This window comes from Actinoplanes sp. NPDC051388 (assembly GCF_055586225.1).
The window spans coordinates 88,310-102,528 of the sequence record NZ_JBVJIP010000001.1; the positions used below are offsets into that span (position 1 = coordinate 88,310).

Genomic DNA, 14,219 nt, shown 5'->3' on the forward strand with positions numbered 1-14,219 from the left:
CACGACCGATCGTTGCGCTCTCGGCATCGGAAACGGCGATTCGTTAAACACGAGTGAGCGGTGGCCCAAAGTGCCACCGCTCACTGCTGCCTCCAGCGCACCGCCGGAAATTTTGGGGGCGGGACGGTGGTGAAGCCGCCCGGTTCCTGTTTTTGTACCTACCCGTCAGAAACGGTCGACAAACTGTGTGTCGAGCCACTCGCGCAGCGAGTTGACAGGCTGCATGTCGGTGCCCAGCCAGGAGAGCGAACCGGTCAGCGCGAGCACTCCGACCACGATCGCGGCGAGCGACAGCACCATGCCGAGCAGGGCGTCGGACTTGCCGGCGACGTGCCGGCGGCCGGTGGCGTGGATGCCGCTCAGCGACAGGATCAGGGCCAGCACGGCGAGGCCGATGCCGTAGCCCAGCAGCGGGCCGGAGAGCACCAGCAGCGCCGAGGCGACACCGAGCACCAGGCCCAGCGTGGCGAGCAGGCTGGCACGCGGCTTGGGGCCGGCGGGCGCGACGCGGTCCTCGCGGGTGTCGTCGACCTTGCGGTCGGTGTCGACCTTGCGGTTCTCGAGCGTGTCGTCCGTGCTGTCGACCGGCCGCGGACGGGCCGGAGGCGGGGTCATCACCGGGCGCGGCGCGACGGTCGCGCGGCCGGGCTCGGCGCCGGAGCGGGACTGATGGTCGGCGGCCGCTCCGGCGGTGGTGAACCGGGTGGTGGTGCGGTCGTCGGGCTTGGCCACCGAGCCGGAGCCGGTGGCGGCGGGACGTTCTTCGGTCGTATCGGTCTCGGCGTGGCGGGAGAACGTCGGGAGCCTCACGTCAGCACCTCCTCAGTCAGGGGATGCAGTGGCGTTACCCCGATCCTGTCAACGCAAAACGGACGCCCGGCCGAACCGGGCGTCCGTCAAGCCATCGATGCAGGTCAGACCAGGGAAGATGCGGCGCCGACGTCGGTGACCTTGCGGACCACGTGGTCGATCAGGCCGTAGCTCTTCGCCTCCTCGGCGGTGAACCAGCGGTCCCGGTCGGAGTCGCGCTCGATCTCCTCGGGGGTGTGCCCGCTGTGGAACGCGATGCGCTCGTTCATCACCGTCTTGATGTGCAGCATGCTCTCGGCCTGGATGGCGATGTCGGCCGCGGTGCCGCCGATGCCGCCGGAGAGCTGGTGCATCATCACCCGGGCGTGGGGCAGCGCGTAACGCTTGCCCGGGGTGCCCGCGCAGAGCAGGAACTGACCCATCGACGCCGCCATGCCCATCGCGATGGTGGCGACGTCGTTCTTCACGTATTGCATCGTGTCGTAGACGGCCATGCCCGCGCTGATCGACCCGCCCGGCGAGTTGATGTAGAGCGCGATGTCCTTCTCGCTGTCGGCCGAGGCCAGCAGCAGCAGCTGCGCGCAGATCCGGTTGGTCACCTCGTCGTTGACCTCGGACCCGAGGAAGATGATCCGCTCCCGGAGGAGCCGCTCGAAGACCTGGTCGTCAAAGGATGCGCCGTTGGCCCGCATCACAGTCTCGTCAACACTCATGGGACCCACCCTCTCACCTGGCGTTCGGATCTCTACCACCTTCCCCCGTCGAGCGCGGGCCGCCCAGCGATTCCCCTGTGGGCGAATCCGCTCTCGGCATAACTGAGCCAACCCGCAGCGGAAAACCCCAGAAGAACCCCGTTGGATAGAGTTCGCCCGTGCCAGAGGGACACACCATCCACCGCCTCGCCATTCGCCACCGCGAGCTCTTCGCCGGCCGGCCGATCGAGGTGAGCAGCCCGCAGGGCCGGTTCGAGGCCGGCGCCGCCGTGCTCGACGGGCACACGCTGATCGACACCGAGGCCTACGGCAAGCACCTGCTGCACCACTACGACACCGGCGCGGTGCTGCACGTCCACCTCGGTCTCTACGGCAAGGTGACCGACGGCGTCCCGCCGGTGCCGCCGCCGATCGGCCAGGTGCGGATGCGGATGATCAGCACCGGCCACTGGCTCGACCTGCGCGGACCGACCGCGTGCGAGGTCTTCGACCCGATGCAGGTCGTCGCCCTCAAGGCCCGGCTCGGCGCCGACCCGCTGCGCGACGACGCGGACCCCGCGCCGGCCTTCGCCACGATCGTGGCCAGCGCGCGACCGATCTTCGCGCTGCTGATGGACCAGTCGATCGTGGCCGGCTGCGGCCTGATCTATGCGAACGAGGTGCTCTTCCGGGCCGGGCTCGCGCCCACCCTGCCGGGCCGCGCGATCACCCCGGCCGGCTGGGACGAGCTGTGGACCGACCTGCGCGCGCTGATGAAGGAGGGCGTGACCCGCGGCCGGATCGACACCGTGCACACCACGCACACTCCGGAGGCGATGCGCCGGGCGCCGCGGGTGGACCGGCACGGCGGCGAGGTCTATGTCTATCGGCGCCCCGGCCAGCCCTGCCACATCTGCGGCACGGCCATCGCGCGTGGCCCGCTGGCCGGCCGGAACCTCTACTGGTGCCCTAGGTGCCAGGCGGAGCGGCCGGTGGCGCGGCGGGCGGGGAAGCGGGCGGCCCGGCCTCCGGCACGCCGAGCTCGAAGTTAGCGTCGAGCCAGGGCAGCAACTGCGCGTACGCCAGGATCGTGTCCGGCTGGTTGTAGTCGTGCGACAGCACGATCGCGCCAGGCTTGACCGCCTTCTGCACCTCGTCCACCACCCGGGTGACGTGCTGCTCGTCCGTCTCGCCCTTCCGGTGCTTCCAGTCCTGCGGGTCGACCTCCCAGTAGAGCGAGCGCATGCCCTCCTGGTAGGCCACCTGCACCAGGCGCGGGGTGAAGTTGCCACCCGGCGCCCGGAAGAACGGGATCGGCGTGCCCGGCGCCGCGGCCTGGATGGCGTCGCGGGTGCGCTGCAGGTCGGCGCGGATCTTCTCCGGCTTGTCCTTGCCGATGGTCAGGCTGTGGTCCCAGGTGTGGTTGCACAGGGTGTGCCCGGCCGCGACGATCTGCCGGACCACCTCGGGGTGCTTGAGCACCTGCTCGCCGACCAGGCAGAAGGTGGCCTTGATGTCGTACTCCGCGAGCATCGCGAGGATGGCCGGGGTGTGCTCGGGGTCGGGTCCGTCGTCGAAGGTGAGCGCGACCGTCTTGTTTCCGGTGGTGCGCAGCGACTGGGCCGGTCCGTCGCCGAGCGGCACCTCGATCAGCGGGGGTTCGGTGTTCGGCCTGGTCGCCGTGGGCGTCGAGGGGCTGGTCGCCGACGGGTCCGCCGGCTTGTCCTTCTGCTCGGCCGGCTTGTCCTTCTGGGCCGGCTTGCCGGCGGCGGCCGGCGGATCGGCGGGCCGGCCGGTGCTCTTCGCCGGCGCCGAGCCGTCGATCACCGACTGACCGGCCGCGTTGATCGGCGACGACGGCGCGTCCTGCCGGGCGACCGGGATCATCACCAGGGCCAGGCCGACCGCGACCAGAGCGCCCATCAGCGCCTGCTGGCGGGGCTTCCCGGCCAGCACCCAGGATTCGATCGGCAGGGTGCCGGGGGCGCGGTGCGAGCCGGTCGACGGGCGATCGGAAGCGGCCGTCAGCACCGAGGTGAGCGGCTTGACCGTGATCGACAGCGGGTCGGCCGCGCGGGCGTGCTTGCCGCGCCGGGAAGCCGCACGGCGCCGGTGGCCGCTGGCGGAGGTCTCGTTGCGGTGCAGCTTGGCCGCGGCCAGCCGGGCGGCCCGGATGCGGTCGTCGGCGGGATGCCACTCGTCGGTGGGATCCCACTCCATCGACACCCGCGGCCGGGGAGCAACGGTGTCCGCCAGGGTCTCGGGCCGGCGGTGCCGGCCGCTCGACGGCGTGTCGTCCAGGGCGTGCCGAGGCATGCGTTCCGACGCGTTTTGGTCGGAAGGCGGCTGCAGCATCCGTTATGACTACCGGTTCCCAAGATCTAACGCGATACCAGATCGGTGATCACTGCTTCACGCGGGGTGATCGTTGCCGGTCAAGGCGGTGCGTGTACCGGAATCAACCCGCCGCGTGCACGGCGTCCGTCGCCTTTCGCGCGGCGATCAGCACCGGATCCCAGACCGGGGCGAACGGTGGCGCGTAACTCAGGTCGAGCGCGGTCATCTCCTCCACGGTCATCCTGTTCCAGATCGCGATGGCCAGCGCGTCGATCCGCTTCGCCGCCTCCTCGCGACCGACGATCTGCGCGCCGAGCAGCAGCCCGGTGCGCTTCTCCGCGATCATCTTGACCGCCATGCTGCTGGCGCCCGGGTAGTAGCCGGCCCGGCTGGTCGACTCGACGGTCGCGGTCACGAAGGCGTACCCGCAGGCGGCGGCCTCCTTCTCGGTGAGTCCGGTGCGGGCCACCTCGAGGTCGCACACCTTGGTCACCGCGGTGCCGATCACGCCGGGGAAGGTGGCGTAGCCGCCGCCCAGGTTGATGCCGGCCACCCGGCCCTGCTTGTTGGCGTGGGTGCCGAGCGGCACGTGCACCGGCCGGCCGCTGACCAGGTGGGTGGTCTGCACGCAGTCGCCGGCCGCCCAGATGCCCTCCAGCGGGCCGTCCGCGCCGACCACCCGCATCCGCAGGTCGACCTTGAGCCCGCCGGTGACCCCGAGCGGGATGCCGGAGTCCGCGGCCAGCTGGGTGTTCGGACGCACGCCGAGGCCCAGCACCACGATGTCGGCCGGCAGCGTGCCGTCCGGGATCCGGACCCCGCTGACCCGGCCGTCGCGCGTCTCCAGCCCTTCGACGTGGGTGTCGGTGCGGATGTCGATGCCCTGGCCGGCGATCGCCTCGCGGACCCGGGCGCCCATGTCCGGGTCGACCGTCGCCTTCATCGGTTGCGGGCTCTTCTCCAGCAGCGTCACGTCGAGCCCGCGGTTGACCATCGCCTCGGCCATCTCCACGCCGATGTAGCCGCCGCCGATCACCACCGCGGTGCGCGGCTGGGGGTCGGAGTCGAGCCACCGGTGGATGGCGTCGCCGTCGTCCAGGGTCTGCACCCCGAACACGCCGTCGCCGCGGACCCGCGCCCACGGTGGGGTCACCGGGTTCGCGCCGGTCGCGTACACGAGATTGTCGAAGCCCTCACGCACCTCGCCGCCGGCCTCCAGATCGTGCGCGACCACCTCGCGCCGATCGAGGTCGATGCCCACCACGTCGTGCCGCAGCCGGACGTCGAGGCCGGCCTCGCGATGGGCTTGCGGCGATCGCGCCACGAGCGCGTCGCGGTCCTTGACCAACCCACCTATCCAGTACGGGATGCCGCACGCCGAATAGGAGGTGAAGTGGCCGCGCTCGAACACCACCGTGTCGAGCTTGCCCCCGAGTCGCTTGCGGGCCTGGGACGCGGCCGACATGCCGCCCGCGTCGCCCCCGATGACGACAAGTCTCATGCTGCCCCGCGAGTCACCGCGGCCATCTCGTCAACCACGTCCGCGACGCTACCCCGCCGGCTCAGCACGGCGCGCTGTCTTGCCGCTCCGGTGCCTCGCGAGTGCAGCTTCTCCATCAGCTCGGTCACCGTGGCCAGATCGCCGTGCCGCTCCAGCTCGTCCCGCACGTGATCGAAGAGCTGCCGGAACAGGCGCCAGGCCGGGCGCGCCTCGCGGGTGGCCATGTCGATGTTGACGCCCTCGAGCCCGTCGTGCGCGGCCCGCCAGTGGGCGGCCATCAGCAACGGGTGCGGCACGTTCGGGGCGGCCCGGCCGTCGCGCACGTCGGTCTGGATGCGCGCCACCAGCGCCCGGGTCAGCCCGGCCAGCAGCAACGCGTCCTCCAGGGTCGGGCAGACGTCGCCCATCCGGATCTCCACGGTGGGGTAGTGCGCGGAGAGGCGGGCGTACCAGTAGAGCATTCCCTCGTCCAGCATCGCGCCGCTCGCCACCAGGTCGGAGACCATCGTCTGATATTGCTCGTGGGACTCCAGATAGGGCGTCGGCCCGACGGTCGGCCAGCGCTCCCAGAGCATCGAGCGCCAGCTGGCATAGCCGGTGTCGTGGCCGCCGAAGAGCGGCGAGTTGGCGGTGGCCGCCTGCAGGATCGGCAGCCACGGCCGCAGGTGGTTGAGCACCTGGATGCCGGTCTCCGGGTCGGGCACGGAGACGTGCACGTGCATGCCGTTCATGCCGTAGCCGGGGGAGAGGTCGCCGAAGCGCTCCCGCATCTGGTGATATCGCGGGTTGTCGACCACCCGGGAGTGCGGGCCCGAGGCCGGTGACGCGCCGACCGCGACCAGGCGTACGCCGGCCCGATCGGCGGCCTCGGCCAGCCCGGTCCGCAGCCGGCGCATCGCGTCGAAGAGCTCCTGCAGGTCGAGCCGCGGGGGGCCGGCCACCTCGATCTGGTTGCGCATGAACTCGTGCTGCACCGATTCCCGCAGGTCCTCGGGCACCTCGCCGAAGACCTCCTCGACCGCCTCCACCGCGTGTGGCTCGACCGCGTGGACGAGCAGATATTCCTCTTCGATGCCGAGCGTCAGCAGATCCTGCGACTCGGCCTCCTGGGCGATCTCGTCGGAGACCGTGGTCGCGCTGTCCATGGCGTGCCGGTTACCCGGCGTGGTGCGGCGGGAAACGACGCTTGCCCGCGGCCGGTAATCTGGCCGGCATGGTGTTCCAGGTTCTGTGGCTGCTGCTGAGCCCTGCCTCGTCCACCACTGAGCTGATGCTCGGCCTGGCCGTCGTCGCCGCCGCGCTGCTGATCGTCGCGGCCGCCGCGGGCGTCGCACTGCCACTGTTCCGGGCGGTCGTCGCCGCTCCACACCGCCGCCTGCGAGCGGTCACCACACCTCGGCTCAGTGATCCCGACGCCGCCGGCCGTCCGCGGCCCCGAGCCCCGTCGGCGTGCCCCGCGGCTGTCTAGCCGCTCCGCGTCCATCTCCGCTCTCTGGATCGCTGGGGTACGCCCATGTCCTTTTTCGTCAGCTTTGCCCACTCCATCATCGACGCCCTGGCCGCCTTCTCCACGCCGGCCCTGGCCATCGTCCTGTTCACCGTCGCCGTCCGCCTGATGATCAGCCCGCTCACCTATTGGCAGGTGCGCGGCGAGCGCCGCCGGGCGGTGCTCGCGCCGGAGATCAAGGCACTGAAGCAGAAGCACAAGAACGATCCGATGACGCTGGCCACCGAGACCCTGGCGCTGCAGCGGGCGAACGGCGCGAGCCCGTTCGGCGCACTGCTGCCGGCCCTGGTGCAGGCGCCGTTCTTCATGCTGATGTTCCGGGTCAGCAACGACGGCCTGATCGCCGGCGGCCTGCTCGGGGTGCCGCTGACCGCTCATCTGGCCGCCGCGCCGGTGCTCTTCGCCGCACTGATCGCGCTGTCCGCCGGGCTGGCGTGGTGGGCCGCGCGGCGGATGCGCCGGCTCAACCCGGACACCCCGAAGTGGATGACCTGGCTGCCTTATGTGGGCGTGCCGGCGATCGTGGTGCTGCCGCTCGCGGCCGGCCTCTATCTGGTCACCTCGGCCGGCTGGACGGCGGTCGAGCACGCTGTGTGGCGTCGGCCGGTGACCCTCGGCAATCGACAATGATGCATATTGACAGAATCTCGAAACACGCTGGAAACTTCTCTGAGAGCGCTCTCTCACCCCTTTCAGAGAAGGGCCCCACCTTCATGAGCATCCGCAAACGGCTCCTCGCCGCCGCGTCCGTGACCGTCGCCCTCGGCGCCGGCTCGGTCGTGGTGGCGACGACCGCCGACGCCGCCCTCCCCCCGCCGCCGTCCGGCTGGACCCAGGTCTGGGCCGACGACTTCACCGGCTCGGCCAACACGCTGCCGAGCTCCGCCAACTGGATCATCGACACCGGCACGCAGTACCCCGGCGGCCCCGGCCAGTGGGGCACCGGCGAGATCCAGACCTACACGAACTCGACCACGAACCTGGCCCACGACGGCAACGGCAACCTGCGGATCACGCCGGTGCGCGGCAGCAACGGGCAGTGGACCTCGGGCCGGATCGAGACCCAGCGCACCAACTTCAAGCCGCCGTCCGGCGGGGTGCTGCGGATCGAGGGCCGCATCCAGATGCCGAACGTGACCGGCGCCGAGGCGGCCGGCTACTGGCCCGCGTTCTGGGCGCTGGGCGCGCCCTATCGCGGGAACTATCAGAACTGGCCGGCGATCGGCGAGTTCGACGTGATGGAGAACGTCAACGGGATCAACTCGGTCTGGGGCGTGCTGCACTGCGGCGTCAATCCGGGTGGGCCGTGCAACGAGACGCTCGGGCTGGGGGCCAACCGGGCGTGTCCGAACTCGACCTGCCAGTCCGGCTTCCACACGTACTCGTTCGAGTGGGACGCCGGCGTCTCGCCCAACCAGCTGCGCTGGTACGTGGACGGTCAGCAGTTCCACACCGTGACCCAGAGCCAGATCGGTGAGCCGCACTGGTCCAACATGACCGGGCACAACGGCTACTTCCTGCTGCTGAACGTGGCGATGGGCGGCGCCTTCCCGAACGGCGTCGCGGGCTCGGCCACGCCCACCGGCGCGACCGTCTCGGGCCGCTCGATGCTGGTCGACTACGTCGCGGTCTACAGCCGGGGCGGTGGCACCACGCCGCCGACCGATCCGCCCACCGAGCCGCCGTCCGGCACCCGGGACGCGTACTCGCTGATCCAGGCGGAGTCGTTCAACGCCCAGTCCGGCACGCAGACCGAGGCCTGCGCCGAGGGCGGTCAGGACGTCGGCTGGATCGCGAACGGCGACTGGCTGCAGTACAACAACGTCAACTTCGGCAGTGGCGGGGTGCGGGACTTCGTGGCCCGGGTCGCGTCCGGCGCCGGCGGCGGCGTCAGCGGCCTGATCGAGGTGCGGATCGACAGCCGGAGCAACGCGCCGATCGGCAGCTTCGCGCTCGGCAACACCGGCGGCTGGCAGACCTGGCGATCGATCCCGGGCAACGTGTCCAACGTGTCCGGCACGCACACCGTGTTCCTGACCTTCACCAGCGGCCAGCCGGCCGACTTCGTCAACGTCAACTGGATCCAGTTCCGCCGATAAGTAATTCGGGGGTGCCCCTTTACAGGCACTGTTAACAGTCCTAATAATTCAGGGACATCGACGTCCATGAAGGGGCACCCCCCATGCGCCGTTCCCCGATCCTCGCCCTCGTCGCCGTCCTTGCGGCCGGCGGCTCGGCCATCTACCTGGGCTCTTCCGCCACCGCTGCCGAGGCCTGCGCCCCCGCGTGGGCCTCGTCGACGGTCTATGTCGGCGGCAACATCGCCTCCCAGAGCGGGCACAACTACCGCGCCAAGTGGTGGAACCAGAACGAGAGCCCGGCCACCCACAGTGGCCAGTGGGACGTCTGGGCCGACCAGGGCGCCTGCGGTGGCACCACCCCGCCGACCGATCCGCCCACCACGCCGCCGACCGACCCGCCCACCGATCCGCCGACGGACCCGCCGCCCAACGGGTCCCTGCCGGCCCACTTCCTGACCGGCTACTGGCACAACTTCGACAATCCCGCCAACGAGATCCGGCTGCGCGACGTGCCGGGCACCTATGACCTGGTGGCGGTGGCCTTCGCCGACGCGACCGGCACGCCGGGCGCGGTCACCTTCTCCATCGACCCGGGCCTGAGCCAGAGCGTGGGCGGTTACACCAACGCCGACTTCAAGAACGACATCACCACCCTGCACGCCCGCGGCAAGAAGGTGATCCTCTCGGTCGGCGGCGAGCGCGGCACGGTCAGCGTCAACGACGCCGGCGCGGCCACCAACTTCGCCAATTCCGTGTACGGCCTGATGCAGCAGTTCGGCTTCGACGGCGTCGACATCGACCTGGAGAACGGGGTCAACCCGACCTACATGGCCCAGGCGCTGCGCAGCATCCGGGCGCGGGCCGGCGCCTCGACGATCATCACGATGGCGCCGCAGACCATCGACATGCAGAACCCGGCCGGCTCGTACTTCGCGCTGGCGCTGAACATCAAGGACATCCTGACCGTCGTCCACACCCAGTTCTACAACTCGGGCGCGATGCTCGGCTGCGACAACAACGCCGCCTACGGGCAGGGCACGGTGAACTTCATCGTGGCGCTGACCTGCATCCAGCTCGAGGCGGGACTGCGGCCGGACCAGGTGGCCGTGGGCCTGCCGGCGTCGAGCGGCGCGGCCGGCGGCGGCTATGTCTCGCCCAGCGTGGTCAACCAAGCGCTGAGCTGCCTCGCCCGGGGCACCAACTGCGGCTCGTTCAAGCCGCCGCGCACCTATCCCGGCATCCGTGGCGCGATGACCTGGTCGATCAACTGGGACGTCACCACCGGCAACGGCTTCGCCAACACCGTGCGCCCCCACCTGAACACCCTGCCCTGACCCCCTCAGGAGACATCCCCATGAAACTCCGCACCAAGCTGCTCACCGTCGCGGCGGTGACTCTGACCGGCATCGCGACCGCGATCCTGCCGATGACCGTCTCGCAGGCGGCCGAGGCCTGTGTCCCGGCGTGGAACTCGTCGACCGTCTACGTGAACGGCAACACCGCCTCGCAGAACAGCCACAACTACCGGGCCAAGTGGTGGAACCAGAACGAGAGCCCGGCCACCCACAGTGGACAGTGGGACGTCTGGGCCGACCTGGGCCAGTGCGGCGGCACCACCCCGCCGACCGACCCGCCGACCAGCCCGCCCACGAACCCGCCGACCGACCCGCCGCCCGGCGGCACGAAGATGCCGGCCGCGCCCTACATCTATCCGGGCGGTGGCAACACGCCGGCGCCGGGCACGATCATGGAAAAGGGCATCCGGTCGTTCACCCTCGCGTTCGTGCTGGCCAGCGGCTGCAACCCGGTCTGGGACAACACCGGGATGCTGACCGGCGGAGTGCACGAGCAGACGATCAACACGATCAAGGCGCGCGGCGGCACGGTGGTCCCGTCCTTCGGCGGCTGGTCCGGCAACAAGCTCGGGCCGAACTGCCCGAACGCCGAGGCGCTGGCCGGGGCCTATCAACGGGTGATCAACGCGTTCGGCTTCACCGCGATCGACATCGACATCGAGAACAGCGACGAGTTCGAGAACGAGGTGGTGGCCGACCGGATCGTCGACGCGCTGGCCATCGTCAAGCGCAACAACCCGGGCATCAAGACGATCGTCACCTTCGGCACCACGATGAACGGCCCGAGCTACTACGGCACCCGGCTGATCAACCAGGCGAAGGCGAAGAACGCGAACATCGACATCTTCACCCAGATGCCGTTCAACTTCGGCGGCGGCAACAACATGTACAACGCCACCGTGAGCGCCTCCGAGGGCCTGAAGAACCAGCTCAAGACGACCTTCGGCTGGACCGACGCGCAGGCCTACGCGCACATGGGCATCTCCGGCATGAACGGCCGGTCCGACACCGGTGAGGTCACCACCACGCAGAACTGGCGGGACATCGTGGCCTACGCGAAGAGCAACGGCTTCGCCCGCCTCGCGTTCTGGGACGTCAACCGCGACCGGGACTGCGCGGGCGACCTCGGTCAGTGCAGCTACACCCCGCAGCGGGACTGGGAGTTCAGCGAGATCAGCGCCGGCTTCTGAGAACTCCGTGGAGCGGCCGTCAGTCCACCGGGCTGGCGGCCGCGCGGCGCTGCCGGACCTTCTTCGTGACCCACCAGACCACCGCGCCGACCAGGAACGCGTAGAACGCGTAGTTGAAGTAGTTGCTGTACTGCTCGAGCCGCTGCCAGCGTGAGCCCAGCAGGTAACCGCCGCCGACGAAGAGGAGGTTCCACACCCCGCTGCCGATCGCGGTGAGCAGGGTGAAGAGGCCGAGCGGCATGTGGTTGGCGCCGGCCGGGATGGACACCAGGCTGCGCACCACCGGCGCGCATCGGCCGACCAGCACCGAGCCCTTCTCGTGCCGCTCGAACCAGCGGTCCGCCTTGTCCAGGTCGTTGCTGTCGACCAGCGGGATCTTGTCCAGCCAGCGCTTCAACCGCTCCTCGCCGAGCGCGTACCCGAGCCAGTAGAGCAGCAGTGCGCCGATCACCGAACCGGCCGTGGCGGTGATCCAGACCAGCACCACGTTCACCCGGCCCTCGTTCGCCAGGTAGCCGGCCATCGAGAGCACGACCTCGCTGGGGATCGGCGGGATGACGTTTTCCAGTGCGACCAGCAGGCCCACGCCTACTTCGCCCATGGCGTCGATGACCGACGCGACCCATCCGATGAGCCCGCCGGCCTGGGTGAGATCGGCTTCGGCCATGGGCTCAGTTCTACCCGACAACCCTGAAGCGAACCTGAATACCGATATACCGCTGATCGGTATATGCTCGCCGCATGACAGATGTGCCGATGCGCGAGCCGACCTTCCTGGTGCTGACCGCGCTCGCCGCCGAGGCCCAGCACGGCTATGCGGTGATCGAGGACGTCTCCCGGATGACCGGCGGCCGAGTGCGGCTGCGGGCCGGCACGCTCTATGCGGCGCTCGACCGGCTGCGCGGCGACGGGCTGATCGAGGTCGACCGCGAGGAGGTCGTGCAGTCCCGGCTGCGGCGTTACTACCGGTTGACCGGGGTCGGCGAGCAGCGCCTGGCGGCCGAGTCGGCGCGGCTTCGCGAGCAGGCCACCATCGCCGAGCGCCGACTCGGCGGCCGGGGCGTTTCGGGAGCCGTCGCACCGGTCACTTAGGTGACGCATGAGCGACCGGTGGTACCAGAAGGCCGTCATCTACTGCCTCGACGTGGACACGTACGCGGATTCGAACGGAGACGGGTGCGGTGACTTCCGCGGGCTGATCGGCCGGCTCGACTACCTGGCCCGGCTCGGCGTGACCTGCATCTGGCTCAACCCGATCCACCCGACCCCCAACCGCGACGACGGCTACGACGTCTCGGACTTCTACAACGTCGATCCGCGCTTCGGCACCCTGGGCGACTTCGCCGAGCTGCTGCATCAGGCGGAGAGCCTCGGCATCAAGGTGATCATCGACCTGGTGGTGAACCACACGTCGGATCAGCACCCCTGGTTCCAGTCGGCCCGCTCGTCGCCGGACTCGCCGTACCGCGATTGGTATGTCTGGTCCGAGACCCCGCCGGCCGACCGCCACCAGGGCATGGTCTTCCCCGGCGAGCAGGCCACCACGTGGAGCAAGGACCGCAAGGCGGGCCTCTGGTATTACCACCGGTTCTACAAGTTCCAGCCGGACCTCGACATCACCAACCCCGAGGTGCGCACCGAGATCAAGAAGATCTGCTCGTTCTGGCTGCAGCTCGGCGTCTCGGGTTTCCGGATGGACGCGGTGCCGTTCATCATCGAGGAGACCGTGCCCGGCGAGCCGGACGCGGTCAAGGATCTGGACTTCCTCAACGACCTGCGGCAGCACGTGCAGTGGCGCAAGGGCGACTCGGTGCTGCTCGCCGAGGCCAACGTGGAGCCCGCCGAGCTGACCAAGTTCTTCAGCGACGCCGGCGGCTCGTCCAGCCGCATCCACATGCTCTTCGACTTCATGCTGAACGGCCGGCTGATGCTGGCGCTGGCCCGGGAGAACCCCGAGGGCATCATCGACGCGCTGCAGGACACCCCGAAGCTGCCGGACGGCGGCCAGTGGGCGACCTTCCTGCGCAACCACGACGAGGTGGACCTGTCCCGGCTCACCGCCGACCAGCGCGCCGAGGTGTTCGCGAAGTTCGGGCCGGACGAGAACATGCAGCTGTACGGGCGCGGCATCCGGCGGCGGCTGGCCCCGATGCTGGGCAACGACCGGCGGCACATCGAGCTGGCGTACGCGCTGCAGTTCAGCCTCCGTGGCACCCCGGTGCTGCGTTACGGCGACGAGATCGGGATGGGCGACGACCTGTCGCAGGACGGGCGCAACGCCATCCGTACCCCGATGCAGTGGAATCTGACCGCCAACGGCGGGTTCTCGACCGCCTCGACGGACCAGCTCGTGCGTCCGGTGATCACCGGCGGCGAGTACGGATACGAGACGGTCAACGTCACCCAGCAGCGACACCACCCGCAGTCGCTGTTGTCCTGGTTCGAGAGGATGATCCGCACCCTGCGTGAGGCGCCTGAGGTGGGCAGCGGCTCCTGCAAGCACATCGACGTGCCGTTGCCGACCGGGGTGCTCGCGCACCGCTGTGACGACGTGACCGGGACGATGGTGTTTGTGCACAACCTGTGCAACAATCCTGGCGTTGTCGACCTGAGCAGCCTGGCGGCGGAGGCGGACTTCCCCAACGACGTGCTGGCCGATCAGGAGTACGCCGAGCCCGGCGCACTCGATAAGTTGGAGATCGCGGGTCACGGATACCGCTGGATCCGGCTGCGCCGCACCGCATGA

At 69.8% G+C, this 14,219-nt stretch carries 14 protein-coding genes; 8 read left to right on the top strand and 6 right to left on the bottom strand.

Annotated elements, in window-relative coordinates:
- Positions 1-165: 165 nt before the first annotated feature.
- A complete protein-coding gene (locus ACZ6TI_RS00440; RefSeq protein ID WP_465342811.1) occupies positions 166-810 on the bottom strand; it encodes a thrombospondin in 645 nt (214 codons plus the stop codon).
- 104 nt (positions 811-914) lie between these two features.
- Positions 915-1,523 carry an ATP-dependent Clp protease proteolytic subunit gene (locus ACZ6TI_RS00445; protein ID WP_465342812.1) on the bottom strand — a complete coding sequence of 203 codons (609 nt, stop codon included), beginning with the start codon at positions 1,521-1,523 and terminating at the stop codon, positions 915-917.
- 158 nt (positions 1,524-1,681) lie between these two features.
- Between ACZ6TI_RS00445 and ACZ6TI_RS00450 the strand changes: the two genes are divergently transcribed.
- A complete protein-coding gene (locus ACZ6TI_RS00450; RefSeq protein ID WP_465342813.1) occupies positions 1,682-2,554 on the top strand; it encodes an Fpg/Nei family DNA glycosylase in 873 nt (290 codons plus the stop codon).
- Here the strand turns inward: ACZ6TI_RS00450 and ACZ6TI_RS00455 are convergent.
- The 3 genes from ACZ6TI_RS00455 to ACZ6TI_RS00465 form a co-directional block, all read right to left on the bottom strand.
- Entirely contained in the window at positions 2,472-3,818 is a 1,347-nt protein-coding gene (locus ACZ6TI_RS00455; protein WP_465342814.1) for a polysaccharide deacetylase family protein, read from the bottom strand. The genes ACZ6TI_RS00450 and ACZ6TI_RS00455 overlap by 83 nt on opposite strands.
- A gap of 142 nt (positions 3,819-3,960) precedes the next feature.
- Positions 3,961-5,340: an FAD-dependent oxidoreductase gene (locus ACZ6TI_RS00460; protein ID WP_465342815.1), complete on the bottom strand. Its 1,380-nt coding sequence runs from the start codon at positions 5,338-5,340 to the stop codon at positions 3,961-3,963.
- Positions 5,337-6,485, bottom strand: a complete 1,149-nt coding sequence (locus ACZ6TI_RS00465; protein WP_465342816.1) for a carboxylate-amine ligase — start codon at positions 6,483-6,485, stop codon at positions 5,337-5,339. Before ACZ6TI_RS00465 ends, ACZ6TI_RS00460 begins: the two co-directional genes overlap by 4 nt.
- 68 nt (positions 6,486-6,553) lie before the next feature.
- On the opposite strand from ACZ6TI_RS00465, the gene ACZ6TI_RS00470 reads away from it, so the two are divergent.
- The 5 genes from ACZ6TI_RS00470 (at position 6,554) to ACZ6TI_RS00490 (ending at position 11,473) form a co-directional block, all read left to right on the top strand.
- A complete protein-coding gene (locus tag ACZ6TI_RS00470; RefSeq protein ID WP_465342817.1) occupies positions 6,554-6,808 on the top strand; it encodes a DUF6412 domain-containing protein in 255 nt (84 codons plus the stop codon).
- Positions 6,809-6,853: 45 nt separating this feature from the next.
- A complete protein-coding gene (locus tag ACZ6TI_RS00475; protein WP_465342818.1) occupies positions 6,854-7,477 on the top strand; it encodes a YidC/Oxa1 family membrane protein insertase in 624 nt (207 codons plus the stop codon).
- 83 nt (positions 7,478-7,560) lie between these two features.
- The gene (locus ACZ6TI_RS00480) at positions 7,561-8,946 is read left to right on the top strand and encodes a carbohydrate-binding protein (protein ID WP_465342819.1); all 1,386 of its coding nucleotides are present in this window, start codon (positions 7,561-7,563) and stop codon (positions 8,944-8,946) included.
- 83 nt (positions 8,947-9,029) lie between these two features.
- Positions 9,030-10,262, top strand: a complete 1,233-nt coding sequence (locus ACZ6TI_RS00485) for a chitinase (RefSeq protein ID WP_465342820.1) — start codon at positions 9,030-9,032, stop codon at positions 10,260-10,262.
- 20 nt (positions 10,263-10,282) lie between these two features.
- Entirely contained in the window at positions 10,283-11,473 is a 1,191-nt protein-coding gene (locus tag ACZ6TI_RS00490; RefSeq protein WP_465342821.1) for a chitinase, read from the top strand.
- Positions 11,474-11,492: 19 nt separating this feature from the next.
- Here ACZ6TI_RS00490 and ACZ6TI_RS00495 read toward each other — a convergent pair whose 3' ends face one another.
- A complete protein-coding gene (locus ACZ6TI_RS00495; protein ID WP_465342822.1) occupies positions 11,493-12,140 on the bottom strand; it encodes a DedA family protein in 648 nt (215 codons plus the stop codon).
- Positions 12,141-12,214: 74 nt separating this feature from the next.
- On the opposite strand from ACZ6TI_RS00495, the gene ACZ6TI_RS00500 reads away from it, so the two are divergent.
- Complete coding sequence (locus ACZ6TI_RS00500) at positions 12,215-12,565, top strand: PadR family transcriptional regulator (RefSeq protein WP_465342823.1); 351 nt, start codon at positions 12,215-12,217, stop codon at positions 12,563-12,565.
- 7 nt (positions 12,566-12,572) lie between these two features.
- Positions 12,573-14,219: an alpha-amylase family protein gene (locus ACZ6TI_RS00505; RefSeq protein WP_465342824.1), complete on the top strand. Its 1,647-nt coding sequence runs from the start codon at positions 12,573-12,575 to the stop codon at positions 14,217-14,219.